The organism is Massilia eurypsychrophila (genome assembly GCF_002760655.1).
GTDB lineage: Bacteria > Pseudomonadota > Gammaproteobacteria > Burkholderiales > Burkholderiaceae_D > JAFCUW01.
The window spans coordinates 349,378-362,393 of sequence record NZ_PDOC01000002.1 but is presented as its reverse complement, the minus strand read 5'-3'; the positions used below and the strand labels follow the sequence as shown (position 1 = coordinate 362,393).

Below are 13,016 nucleotides of genomic sequence, written 5' to 3'. Positions count from 1 at the left end.
GCATCACGCATTATAGAAGCTGCTGCGCAGATAGTGGTGGCGCAAGTGGCGAAATGCCACCATCAGCACGGCCGAAGCGGGCAGCGCCAGCAGCACGCCGACGAAACCGAACAGCTGGCCGAAGGCGAGCAGGGCGAAGATCACCGCCAGCGGATTGAGGCCAATCCGTTCGCCGACCAGCCGCGGGGTCAGGAAAAAGCCTTCCACCACCTGGCCGGCGCCGTAGATGATGGCCACCGCGATCACGCCGCTCCAGTCGGCAAACTGCAGCACCGCGGCGATGAAGGCCAGGATCAGGCCGAGCCCGAATCCGAGATAGGGGATGAATACCAGCAGGCCCGTGAGGATGCCGACCGGCAGCGCCACTTCGAAGCCGGCGATCGTCAGCGCCATCGAGTAATACGCCGCCAGCACCAGCATCACCAGCAGCTGCCCGCGCAGGTACTGCGCCAGCAGCACGTTCACTTCGTGCGCCATGCCGACCGTCTGCACCACCCAGCGGCGCGGCACCGCGCCGCTGATGCGGCCGAGGATCTTGTGCCAGTCGAGCAGCAGGTAGAACAGCGCCACCGGTATGAGCACCAGGGTCACCAGCCAGCCGAGTACACGGGTGCCGCCGATGCGCGCCGATGACAGCACGGTGGTCCAGATCTCGTCGCCGCCGCTTTCGAACTGCTGGCTGAGGATGGCGCGGATGCCGCTGCCGTCGAGGCGGAACTTGATGCCCATCTCGTGCAGCCGCGGCGCCAGCACGGCGTCGATGCGCACCAAGAACGCCGGAATCTGCGCCATCAGCAGCGGGATTTCGACCTGCAGCACCGGGATCACGATCAGCACCAGCGCGGTGACGGCCGACAGGAACAGCAGCATCACCACCACCACCGCCAGCGCGCGCGGCAGCGGCCAGCGGCCGACACGGCGAGCATCGAGGTAGTCGACGCCGCCATTGAGCGCATAGGCCAAAATGGCGGCGGCGATGAAGGGCGTCAGCACCGGTCCGAGCGCGTACAGCAGCAGCACGAACGCGACCCCGAGTCCGAGCCAAAAGGCCGACTGCTTCTGATCCGGGGTGAACGAAAATGGCATCGGGATGGCCGCTGGAATGGTAAGTGGGCCGAAATCGGGCTGAAAGCGGGCCGGTTTGATAAAATGGTGGATTGAGCACTTGCTGGCGTTATCTACTTGCAATTGTTCCGTCGCCTTTCTATTTTACCGCCTCCGCTGCCAAATACACCATGAGCCAACCTTCAAATGTTTCACTTTCCTACCGCGATGCCGGTGTCGATATCGATGCCGGCGACGCCCTGGTCGAGGCGATCAAGCCGCTTGCCAAGCGCACCATGCGCGAAGGCGTGCTCAAGGGTATCGGCGGTTTCGGCGCCCTGTTCGAGATCAGCAAGAAGTACAAGGAGCCGGTGCTGGTGTCCGGCACCGACGGCGTCGGCACCAAGCTCAAGCTCGCGTTCGAGCTGAACCGCCACGACACGGTCGGCATCGACCTGGTCGCCATGAGCGTCAACGACATCCTGGTGCAAGGCGCCGAGCCGCTGTTCTTCCTCGACTACTTCGCCTGCGGCAAGCTCGACGTGCCGACCGCCACCGCGGTGGTCGGCGGCATCGCCCGCGGCTGCGAACAGGCCGGCTGCGCGCTGATCGGCGGCGAGACGGCGGAAATGCCGAGCATGTATCCGGCCGGCGAATACGACCTGGCCGGCTTTGCCGTCGGCGCGGTCGAAAAATCGAAGATCATCGACGGCACCACGATCGCCGCCGGCGACGTCATCCTCGGTCTGGCCTCGTCCGGCGTGCATTCGAACGGCTACTCGCTGGTGCGCAAGATCATCGAAGTGGCCAAGCCGGACCTGGACGGCGACTTCCACGGCCGCAAGCTCGCTGACGTGCTGATGGAGCCGACCCGCATCTACGTCAAGCCGCTGCTGGCGCTGATGGACAGCCTCGACGTCAAGGGCATGGTGCACATCACCGGCGGCGGCCTGGTGGAAAACATCCCGCGCGTGCTGCAGCCGCACCTGACGGCCGAGCTCGACTCGAAGGCATGGACCATGCCGCCGCTGTTCCAGTGGCTGCAGCAGCACGGCGGCGTCGCCGACGACGAGATGCACCGCGTGTTCAACTGCGGCATCGGCATGGTCGTCATCGTCTCGCAAGACAATGCCGATGCCGCAATGGCGCAGCTGCAGGCGGCCGGCGAAACTGTTTTCCGGGTCGGCGCCATCCGCGCGCGCGCCGGCGAAGAGCATCAGACCATCGTCGTTTAAGCTCGCATCAAAACCCCGGTGAGCTTGCAGTACGCGGGCATCACATCCTTGTGCCCGAAGATGGTGTTGTGGCCGGCGCCTGGCGCGACCAGCCACTGCTTGGCCGGGCCGGGCAGCGCCGCATACACCTGCTGGCCGAGCGCAGGCGGTGTGATCCGGTCGTGCTCGCCTGCCAGCACCAGGCTGGGGCCGCGGTAGCCCGATACTGCGACGACGTTGTCGGCATCGCGCAGCGACTTCTCGATCTCGATGCGCAAAAACGGCCGTGCGTACCACGGCACGTTGGCCTCGGCCCAATCCTGCACATTTGTACTGGTCGCTTCCAGCACCAGGCCACTCGCCTGCGGGCGCTGCCTGACCACGTGCGCCGCCATGAAGCTGCCCAGCGACTGCCCATGCACGATCACCCGGCCGGCACTGCGCGCGCTGACGTGATCGTAGGCGCGCACCGCGTCGGCGGCCATCGTCGCCACCGTCGGCGCGCCGCTGCTGCGCCCGTATCCACGATAGTCGAACACGGCGACGCCGGCGCCGCACGACGCCAGCAGCGGCAGCAACGCCGCGCCATGCCGGTCGAGCTGGAACGCGTTGCCGCCGAAGTAGAGCACGGTGACGCCGGCGCCTTCGCGTTGTGCCATCACACCGCGCAACGCGGCGCCGTCTTCAGTGACGATTTCTTCATCGCTGACGCGCAGCCCGGGCAGTAGCGCCTGAGCGTCGAGCCGCGCCACGGCGTCCTTGTTGGGCCGGATGAAATTTCTTTCGCCTATTTCCATTGTAGTGCAGCCGGATAGATACAGCGCTGCCAGCAGGATCGGTATCACACGCATGTCGGTGCCTCTTCGTAGACTGTTAGAATAGATGTAACGCAATCATAAATTACTGTAATACAGTAATTAATTACTGTTTAACGATAATAACATGAATATACAATGCACTCTCATCCGGGCCCTGCTGGCGCTGTGCGTCAGCGTACAGGTGGCGTTCTTCGTGCTGTCCTGGAGCGGCTCCCTGCCGGCCGACGGCGTCGTGCAAATCAGCGCCAAAGGAATGAGCACGGCCCAGATGCGCACGCTCGACCTGCCGCAGCGCGCGGCCGCCATCGCGCTGGGATTGCCGGCGCTGCTGGCGTTGTGCTACGGCATGGCGCGGCTGGCGCGCCTGCTGGCCAACGTGGGCCGCGGCGCGACCTTTGACCGCGCCACCATCGGCCACCTGCGCGCCTTCGCCGGCGCCACCTTGCTGTCGACCTTGCTGTCGATCGCCGAGCCGCCGCTGCGCGCCGTCGTGCTGCGCTTCGGCTTTGGTGCGCCGGCGCCGACGTTCTCGGTCGGCGTCAGTTCCGAGGAATTGCTGCTGGTGCTGGTGTGCGCGCTGTTCTTCCTGATCACCAACCTGATGCACGAAGGACGCCGCCTGGCCGAAGAGAACGAGGGCTTCGTCTAGATGCCGATCATCATTCACCTGGACGTGATGCTGGCCAGGCGCAAAGTCAAGTCGAAGGACCTGGCGGCCTATGTCGGCATCACCGAGCAGAACCTGTCGCTGCTCAAATCCGGCAAGGTCAAGGGGATCCGCTTTGCCACGCTGGGCAAGATCTGCGAACGGCTCGACTGCCAGCCCGGCGACATCATGGAATGGATGGCCGGCGCGGATGGCGACGACGACGGCGATGCGGACGGTCCTGCCTAGGATTAGGCTGAAATGGGCGTTGAAGCCGAACCATATCGGCCCGCGCGAGGTCAAAATGACATAGTCATTTTGAGAGCGAGTGACAAAAATGCGGCGACCCGAGAGTCGCCGTTTGCGTTTGTGCAGCCGCTGTGCCGTGCGCTTTTTGTTGCCGATCCTCGAGCCGGTGCCGGCTTACTTGTTGAGAATTTTCGCCACCGGCGCGGCGCGCAGCCGGTGCGCGTCGGGCATGCCGGCGCCGAGCAGTGGGCGCAGGTACTGGCGAAATGCGTCGGTCACGTCGGTGCCGCTGGCGCTGATGAATTCATCTTCCATCACGCGCGTCTTGCCGGCCACCGATTCGAGTGGCACCAGCGCGTACTCGACCGAGTAGTCGCCGCAACGGCGGATTGCCACCGAGCCGTCCTGCTCGCCCCACATCGCGAACTGCACCGCTTTTTCGCCCACTTCGCGCGCCTCGCGCTGGTCGACGTCGGAGACGCAGCCGATGAAGGAGCGCTGCAGGTAACCGAAGGTGTCGCCGCGCACCCGCTTGATGCCGAGCTTGGCCTTGATCTCGTCGCACAGCAGGTCGGCCAGCGCGCCGGTGCCCGACAGCTGCACGTTGCCGTGGGCGTCGCGCTCGACTTCCTTCGACAGCAGGCTGGCGATCGCTTCGCCGGAGGCGTCGTGGATACCTTCGGACACGGCGATGACGCAGCGGCCATACCGGGCGTAGGTGGCCTTGACGTCGGTGAGGAAGTTCTCCAGCACAAAGGTGCGCTCGGGCAGGTAGATCAGGTGCGGGCCGTCGTCGGGGAATTTCTTGGCCAGCGCGGCGGCGGCGGTGAGAAAGCCGGCGTGGCGGCCCATGACGACGCCGACATACACGCCCGGCAGCGCGGCGTTGTCGAGGTTGGCGCCGGCGAAGGCCTGGGCGACGAAGCGCGCCGCCGACGGGAAGCCGGGGGTGTGGTCATTGCCGACCAGGTCGTTGTCGATGGTTTTCGGGATGTGGATGCAGCGCAGCGGATAGCCGGCCTTTTGGGCTTCGAGGCTGACGATGCGCACCGTGTCGGACGAGTCATTGCCGCCGATGTAGAAGAAGTGTTCGATCTCGTGGGCGCGCAGCACCTCGAAGATCTTCTGGCAGTAGGCGATGTCCGGCTTGTCGCGGGTCGAGCCGAGCGCCGACGACGGCGTGGCGGCGACCAGTTCGAGGTTGGCGACGGTCTCTTGCGTGAGGTCGACGAACTGCTCGTCGACGATGCCGCGCACGCCGTGCAGCGCGCCGTACACGCGCGTGACCTGCGAAAAGCGGCGCGCTTCGAGGGTGACGCCGACCAGCGACTGGTTGATGACGGCGGTCGGCCCGCCTCCCTGGGCGACCAGAATTTTTCCCGACGGCATGCGCAGCTCCTTGGCGTGGTGAACAGGCTCTAGATTACTCCACCTGGCGGCCGCTGCCGATATTCTTGTCGAGGAATTTTTCCACCCGCGACCAGAAATCGATGCGGTTTTTCGGCACGGTCCAGCCGTGGCCTTCATCGGCGTAGACCACCCACTCGACGTCGGCGTTGGTGCGCTTGACCGCCTCGTAGAACTGGGTGCCGTGATACAGCGGCACGCGCCGGTCGGCGGCGCCGTAGGCCAGCAGCAGCGGCTGCTTGATGCGCGCCGCCTGCGCCAGCGGCGACGTCGCCGTCAGTTGCGCCGCATCGGCGACCAGGTCGCCGACCAGTTCCGGCATGCCATATTGCTTGTAGGTGTCCGACATGTCCGAGGTGAAGCTCCAGTGGCCGGTGGCCAGCAGCTTGATGTCGGTCACGCCGACCCAGTTGATGCCGCATTTGTACAGGGCCGGATCGTTGATCAGTCCCATCAGTGCCGCATAGCCGCCGTAGCTGGCGCCGGCGATGCAGATGCGGCGCGGATCGACGATGCCTTCGGCGATGGCCCATGTGGCGCCGTCGGCGATGTCGTCCTGCATCGCCCGCCCCCATTGCTTCCAGCCGGCGCGGTAGTGTCTGAAACCGTAGCCGGTGCTGCCGCGATACTCCGGCTCGAGCACCGCGTAGCCGCGCGAGGCGAGGAACTGCGCCTGAGGGTGCCAGCCCCATTGGCCGCCGCGCACGTACGGGCCGCCATGCACCAGCACCACCAGCGGCAGGTTCTTGCCGCTGCTGCCATTGGGCAGCGTCAGCCAGGCCGGGATCTCGAGGCCGTCGCGCGCCTTGTAGCGCACCAGCTCCTGCCTGCCCATCGCGGCCGGATCGATTTTCGTGTACGTGCCGCCTACCTGGACGAGTTTGCCGGTGGCGGTGTTGAACAGGGTGCTGAAGCGCGGCTGGATATCCGCATACGACTGCACCAGCACCCATGGCGTTGCAGCGCGGGCGGCCACCGACAACAGGTTCACGGTGCCCGGCAGCAGCGCATCGACGCGCTGCTGGACTGCCTTCATTTCGGCGTCGAACCACTCGACGCCGTCGGCATCGGTCAGCACGCGCACGCCGAGCAGCTTGTCGCGCGTGGTCACCAGGCTGCCGCTGAAGTCGAAGTCGCGCACCGTCACCAGCGGCTGCGGGGCAACGCGGTTGGCGGCAAAATCGAAGCGGTGCACGGCGCGCTTGTCGGTGGCGCCTTCGGTGGTGACGTACAAGCTGCCGTCCGGCCCGAAGGCGAGCGGCGCGAACGCGTCCGGCCCGCGCTGGTAGAGATCGAACTGGGCCAGCTTGCGCCACTGGTCGGTGGCCGGATCGCGGTACCAGATCGATTCGGTGCGCGCGTCGAGCGTGGCGGCCAGGCGCGGCTCGCCCGTGTGGTCGAGCATCCAGCGGCGCGTGTTGGCCGGTCCCTGCACCGCCGTGGTGCGGCCGTTAAGGGTGTTCAGGCGCAGCAGGTCGACGCGCGCGACCTGGCCGCGCTCTTGCGGCAACTGGCTGGTGACATACACGAACTCGGAATCCTGCGCGCCTTTCTGGCGCACCAGGTAGGTGTGCCATGGCAGCAGCGCCCTGACGAGCGAACCGCGCGCGGACGGCTCGCCGCTGCGGCTGGCCAGCTGCCTGAATTGCGCGCCGTCGCGATTGACCGCATACAGCCCTGGCGCGAACTGGCGCTCGCCGACACCGAGCCGTTTATCGATCGTGTTGAGGATCAGCCGGTCGTTGTTGACCCACTCGAAGTCGCCGACGTCGACGTCGTCGAAACTGGCGACGGCCTTGACGGCGCGCGTTTCCAGGTCGACCACGGCGAGCAGGTCGCGCTTGCCGGCGCCGCCAATCCGCACTGCCAGGTGGCGGGCGTCAGGCGCCAGCAGGGCGGCCGTGAAGGCCGGGTTTTCGAAGAAGCTTTCGATCGCCGGCAAGGGCGCGGCCGGCTCGGCGGCGTGCGCGCCGTGGGCGGCGCCGATGACCGCCAGCAGCAGCGCCATGGCCCAGGAGACGCGGCGGCGGCGAGACGGCATATGGTTCCTCGTGCGATATCAAAAAACAATATTAGGCCACCAGCAGTATTTCCGTCAAGACAATGCCGCGCAATGCCTATTGCCCGGCCGGACGCTGGCCGCCGATATGCCTGTCGAAAAATTTTTCGACCCGGCTCCAGAAATCGACGCGGTTCTTCGGCAGTGCCCAGCCGTGGCCTTCGGCGTCGTAGACCACCATCTCGGCATGCGCATTGGTGGCCTTGACGGCGGCGTGGAACTTTGAGCCGTGGTAGAACGGCACGCGCTGGTCGGCGCCGCCGTACGCCATCAGCAGCGGCTGGCGGATGCGGCCGGCTTGCGCCAGCGGCGAGGTGGCCGTCAGTTGCGCCGCGTCCTTGGTCAGGTCGCCGATCAGTTCCGGAATGCCGTACTGCTTGTATGCGTCGGGAAAATCCGAGCGCGCGCCCCAGGCGCCGGTGTACATCAGGCCGATGTCGGTGACGCCGACCCAGTTGATGCCGAATTTATATAGCGCCGGATCGTTGACCAGTCCCATCAGCGCGGCGTAACCGCCATAGCTGGCGCCGGCGATGCAGATGCGTTTCGGGTCGGCGATGCCTTCGGCAATGGCCCACTTGGCGCCGTCGGCGATGTCGTCCTGCATTTTCAGGCCCCACTGCTTGAGGCCGGCGCGAAAATGCTTGTCGCCGAAGCCGGTGCTGCCGCGATACTCCGGCTCCAGTACGGCGTAGCCGCGCGAGGCGAGGAACTGCGATTCCGGATGCCAGCCCCATTCGGTGCCGCGCACCCACGGTCCGCCATGCACCAGCACCTTGTAGCGCAGCGCTTCCTGGATGCCCATCTGCGACGGCCGGATGCTGGCGAACGCGGTGCCGACCTTGTCGAGCACGCCGGTCTCGGTATTGAACAGGTTCCGGGTGCGCGGCTGCAGGTCCGAATACGATTCCACCAGCACCCACGGCTTCTGCGCGCGCGGGGCCGGCGTCACCAGATTGACGGTGGCCGGCAGCAGCGCGTCGATGTGCTGCTGCAGCGCTTTCATGGCGCCGTCGAACCACACGGTGGCGCGCGCATCGGTGAGCACGTGCACGCCGAGCAACTTGTTGTTGCCAATCACGAGGCCGCCCTGGAAGTCGTAATCCTTCAGTTCGACGAGCGGTTCCGCGTCGCGTTTGGCGGTGGCCAGGTCGAAGCGGTACAGCGCCGCCTTGTCGCCGCCGGCGCGCGAGGCCACGTACAGCGTGCCGTCGGGCGCGAAGCCGCGCGGGTCGATGTCGTCGCCGGCGCCGGTGTAGGCATTCGCGGCGGCCAGCTTGCGCCACTGGTCGGCGTCGCGGTGGTACAGCACCGCCTGCTCGCGTTCGAGGGCGGTGACGATGCGCGGCTCGCCGTGCTGGTCGAGCAGCCAGTCGGCCGCGCCGGCCGGGCGCTGCACCGTGGTGGCGCGCCCGCTGACGGTGTCGAGGCGCAGCAGGTCGACGTGGCGGAACTGTCCGCGCTCGTATTTGGCGCTGGTAACGTAGACGAACTGCGAATCCTGCGCGCCAGGCTGGTCGAGCATCTCGGTGGTCCAGTCGAGCAGGTTGCCGACCGTGCGCTCGCTGACGCGGCTCAGGGAGCGCTTGGCCAGCTGGCGAAAGCCTTCGCCGTCGCGGTTCACCGCGTACAGGCCGCCGCCGTGCTCGAGGTCGGCGCGGGCGAGATGTTTTTCGCCGACGGCATACAGCAAGCGCTCGTCGTTGACCCATTGAAAGTCGCCGATGTCGGCATCGCTGAATTCGGCGACCACGCGGGCGCGGCGGGTGGCCAGGTCGATCACCGCCAGCGCGTCGCGCCGGCCGGCGCGGCCGATCTTGGCCGCCAGCGAGCGCGCGTCGGGCGACAGCATGGCGCCGGAGAACGCCGCGTTCTCGAAGAAATGTTCGATCGGCGGCGGCGGCGCGCGCGCCGCCTCGGCGGCGTGGCAGGGACCGGCTGCCGCCATCATCCACAGTATCAACCGCAACAGCCGGCGCATGTTCTCTCGCTTCTCGACGATTGGAAAAGAGCGAGGATAGCAGCGCCGCCGGCGGCACGAATGGCGATCCGGCGCCGGCCTGTGGCCGATCAAATGCGACGCGGCACGCTCAAGATTCGGTGTTCCGTTGCAAAACCGGGGTCAGACCCTAATGGCGTTAAGTTAAGCCCTTGTTTTTAGTTTCTTGAGGGGGTAGCGCTGCGCTTTTCCTTTTACGACCCGATCAAATTTCCGATCGGGTCGGTACTCCTTCAGATCAAGCACCAGCCTTTCCCGTAGTCGTTTCAGTCCAGCTGGAAGTTTTCCCTGAGCCTGCGTGGCTGCAGCGATGAACAGTTCGTATTGAATCGTGCGAAATGCCAACATGAAGCTGATGTCGGTCGGCTGACATTTCGCTTCCAATGCTGCTTTGGCGATTTCGACCCGCACCAAGTTGCAGGCAATCAGCGCGCCCCATATTTCTTGTTTAACGCCTTCAACGGTCATGCTGCGCAATGTGTGCGCCGATCCCAGCATCGAGTGCTTCAACTCGCGATAGCTAGTCTCGATTTCCCACCGCCGCCAGTAGCACTCGACGAGTTGCTTGGGCTTGAAAAGCTTTCTATCTATCAGCGAGGTCAGCAGATACTCGATGCCGCCCTTGCCGTCCACAAGGCGAACGGCGCGGGCTCGCCAAGTTGCGGGCAGGGTCTCATCGAGACGCATCGCCGCGTCGGACACTTCCATTTCAACCGTCCCATCCTCGTCAGTCCCATCAATCAGCCGCCATGTAGTGTTGCTCTTGGCGGGGATTAGGAAATTGCGCTGAGTACCTCGGGCGACCAAATTGCAGAGCAATTCTGCCGATAGGAAACCTCGGTCGAAGATGGTGAGCGAATTGTCCGGTATGCCCGGAAGAAGCTCCCTCGCATACGTCATTTCGCTAGGTTTGTAAGCGCCGAAGCGCGCGTCCAGAACGATGGGTTGCCACCGTCATCAACGTAACGCCTCGCGATTGCGGAAAATTGGCCACCTTCGATTTGGCGTAGGCCTGCGCACCGAAGTGTTCACGATTGGCGCCAGTGTCGGCCAGCCTTAGCGTGGTGCCGTCCATTGCCAGCAGGTCCATACCGTGAAACTGATGCGCAGCGCGGTTCTCGTCATGCCATGCTTTGGCCGAGGTCTGGAACAGCCAGCGGAGCGGTTCAGCGCCTACCCGTTGGCGAGCTTGGCAAGCAGCGCTGGCCGTCACGCACCGGCCTTCGAGTTCGGGAAGGGCAAGATCGAGGTCGTCGAGCACTTCCTTGATAGACAGATGCCGATACAGCGCCAAACCGATGACTAGCCAGACCACCTGCTGGGCCGGCAAACGGCGCACTCGAATACTGGCCTTGCCCTTGTATTCCAAGGCAGCTTCGATCCAATCGTACGGCAAGTGCTCACCAAGTCGCCGCCAGTCTGGCGGTGACCCTGGTAAGTCGGTAACAAGTGAAAGGGCATCGGAAAGCATCGTGCCCGAAAGTTAACACTTCGGACACTTGTTTACAAGGAAGAATTCGACGTCAACGCCTTAACTTAACGCCATTAGGGTCTGACCGCGGTTTTGGAATAGCGCGGCTGGCTAATTCGTCTGGCGCTTGCCAATGTGCTGGTCGAGGAACTTTTCGACCCGGCTCCAGTAGTCGATGCGGTTCTTCGGTAATACCCAGCCGTGGCCTTCTTCTTCGTACACCACCAGCTCGACGTACGGATTGCTTACTTTGATGGCGTCGTACAGCTTTCTGCCGTGGTAGACGGGCACGCGGACGTCGGCGCCGCCGTAAGCCATCAGCAGCGGCTGCTTCAGGCGCGCCGCCTGCTGCAGCGGCGATGTCGCCTTCAACTGCTCGGCGTCCTTGACGATGTCGCCAACCAGCACCGGCATGCCGTGCTCCCGGTAGACCTCGGTGATGTCGGAGCGCTTGCTCCAGTCGCCGGTGGCCAGCAAGCCGATGTCGGTCACGCCGTAGGCATTGATGCCGCACTTGAACAGCGCAGGATCGTTGATCAGACCCATCAGGGCGGCATAGCCGCCATAACTGCCGCCGGCGATGCAGATGCGCTGCGGATCGACAATGCCCTCGGCGATGGCCCACTTGGCGCCGTCGGCGATGTCGTGCTGCATGGCCAGGCCCCATTGCTTCCAGCCGGCAATGTAGTGGCGGATGCCGAAGCCGCGGCTGCCGCGAAACTCCGGCTGCAGCACCGCATAGCCGCGGGAGGCGAGGAACTGGACATCGGGACGCCAGCCCCATTCGGCGCCGCGCACGTAAGGCCCGCCGTGCACCAGCACCACCAGCGGCAGGTTCTTGCGCTGGCCGCCGGGCGGCAGGGTCAGGTAGGCCGGAATGACCAGGCCGTCGCGCGACTTGTAGCGCACCGCTTCCTGCCGGCCCATCTGCGCAGGCTGGATGGCCGGGAAGGCGTCGCCCACGTTGTTGAGTTTGCCCGTTTCGGTATTGAACAGCTTCCAGCGGCGCGGCTGGATGTCGGAAAACGATTCCACCAGTATCCACGGCGTCTCCGCGCGCGCCGCCACCGACAGCAGGTTTATGGTGCCCGGCAGCAGCGCATCGACACGCTGCTGCAGCGCTTTCATGCCGGCGTCGATCCAGACCACGGCGCGGGCGTCGGTCAGCACCTGCACGCCAAGCAGCTTGCCGTTGGCGGTGACGAGGCTGCCGGTAAAGTCGTAATCCTCCAGCTCGACCGTCGGCGCCGCGTCGCGCCGGCCGCTGGCCAGGTCGTAGCGGAACAGGGCCGCCTTGTCACGTCCGTCGTAGGAACTGACATACAGCGTGCCGTCGGGCGCGAACGCCACCGGCGTGACCGCGCCCTTGCCGCCGAGGTAGGTGTCGTATTCGCTCAGCTTGCGCCACTTGCCCAGCGCCGGGTCGGCGTAGAGCAGCGCCGACACCTTCTGGTCGCGGGTTATCGCCAGCCGAGGCTCGCCCTTGTGGTCGAGCATCCAGCGGGTCACGTTGCCGGGACGCGCCATCACGCTGGCACGACCGGTCAGGGTGTTCAAGCGCAACAGGTTGCTGTAGTCGAAGTCGCCATTCCTGTTCAGTTTGGAGCTGGTGACGTAGATGTATTCGGAATCCTGGGCGCCCAGCTGCGGCAGCAGGAAGGTGCTCGACGGCAGCGCGCGCCCGGTCGGCCGCGCGCTGCGTTCGATCAGTTCGCGCATCTCGCCGCCGTCGCGGTTGACCGCGAACAGGCCGGCGCCCATGGTGCGGTCGCCGTCTGCAACGTCGGGGTCGGCGGCGTCGAACACCAGCCGGTCGTTGCTGATCCAGTAGAACTTGCCGACGTCGGAGTCGGCCAGGCCGGCCACCACCTTGACCGAGTTGTCGGCAATGTCGACCACCGCCAGGGCGGCGCCCTTGCCAGGCCGGGCCACGCGCGCGGCCAGGTACCTAGCGTTGGGCGACAGGGTGGCGCCGGCGAACGCCGCATTGGCAAAGAAGCGCTCGATCGGCGGCGCGCCGGCGCCGCCATTGTCGGCGGCGTGGACAAGGCCGGCCACGGGCAGGCTCGACACGAGCAGGGTGAGCATCGAACAAGCAAGGCGGGAGCG

9 protein-coding genes and 1 pseudogene are annotated in these 13,016 nt (G+C 65.4%); 3 read left to right on the top strand and 7 right to left on the bottom strand.

Annotated features, from left to right (window positions below; genetic code table 11):
- Positions 1-3 precede the first annotated feature (3 nt).
- The gene (locus tag CR105_RS04545; protein ID WP_099787236.1) at positions 4-1,086 is read right to left on the bottom strand and encodes an AI-2E family transporter; all 1,083 of its coding nucleotides are present in this window, start codon (positions 1,084-1,086) and stop codon (positions 4-6) included.
- Positions 1,087-1,235: 149 nt separating this feature from the next.
- Between CR105_RS04545 and purM the strand changes: the two genes are divergently transcribed.
- Entirely contained in the window at positions 1,236-2,279 is a 1,044-nt protein-coding gene (purM, locus tag CR105_RS04540) for a phosphoribosylformylglycinamidine cyclo-ligase (RefSeq protein WP_099787235.1), read from the top strand.
- On the opposite strand, the gene CR105_RS04535 is transcribed toward purM, so the two are convergent.
- Positions 2,276-3,109 (bottom strand): alpha/beta hydrolase, encoded by an 834-nt coding sequence (locus CR105_RS04535; RefSeq protein ID WP_099787234.1) that lies wholly within the window; start codon positions 3,107-3,109, stop codon positions 2,276-2,278. The two genes, purM and CR105_RS04535, sit on opposite strands and share 4 nt — an antisense overlap.
- Before the next feature lie 91 nt (positions 3,110-3,200).
- On the opposite strand from CR105_RS04535, the gene CR105_RS04530 reads away from it, so the two are divergent.
- The gene (locus CR105_RS04530) at positions 3,201-3,725 is read left to right on the top strand and encodes a DUF2975 domain-containing protein (protein ID WP_229413629.1); all 525 of its coding nucleotides are present in this window, start codon (positions 3,201-3,203) and stop codon (positions 3,723-3,725) included.
- Positions 3,726-3,971: a helix-turn-helix domain-containing protein gene (locus tag CR105_RS04525; protein ID WP_099787233.1), complete on the top strand. Its 246-nt coding sequence runs from the start codon at positions 3,726-3,728 to the stop codon at positions 3,969-3,971.
- 174 nt (positions 3,972-4,145) lie between these two features.
- Here CR105_RS04525 and CR105_RS04520 read toward each other — a convergent pair whose 3' ends face one another.
- The 5 genes and pseudogenes from CR105_RS04520 to CR105_RS04500 all read right to left on the bottom strand — a co-directional run bounded on the left by CR105_RS04520 (position 4,146) and on the right by CR105_RS04500 (position 12,995).
- Complete coding sequence (locus tag CR105_RS04520) at positions 4,146-5,360, bottom strand: 6-phosphofructokinase (RefSeq protein WP_099787232.1); 1,215 nt, start codon at positions 5,358-5,360, stop codon at positions 4,146-4,148.
- A gap of 34 nt (positions 5,361-5,394) precedes the next feature.
- On the bottom strand, positions 5,395-7,419 hold the full coding sequence (locus CR105_RS04515) for an alpha/beta hydrolase family protein (protein WP_099787231.1): 2,025 nt from the start codon (positions 7,417-7,419) through the stop codon (positions 5,395-5,397).
- 76 nt (positions 7,420-7,495) lie between these two features.
- The gene (locus tag CR105_RS04510; RefSeq protein ID WP_229413627.1) at positions 7,496-9,418 is read right to left on the bottom strand and encodes an alpha/beta hydrolase family protein; all 1,923 of its coding nucleotides are present in this window, start codon (positions 9,416-9,418) and stop codon (positions 7,496-7,498) included.
- A gap of 162 nt (positions 9,419-9,580) precedes the next feature.
- Positions 9,581-10,907: pseudogene (locus CR105_RS04505) on the bottom strand (IS4 family transposase).
- Positions 10,908-11,018: 111 nt separating this feature from the next.
- On the bottom strand, positions 11,019-12,995 hold the full coding sequence (locus CR105_RS04500) for an alpha/beta hydrolase family protein (RefSeq protein ID WP_229413625.1): 1,977 nt from the start codon (positions 12,993-12,995) through the stop codon (positions 11,019-11,021).
- Positions 12,996-13,016: the final 21 nt, after the last annotated feature.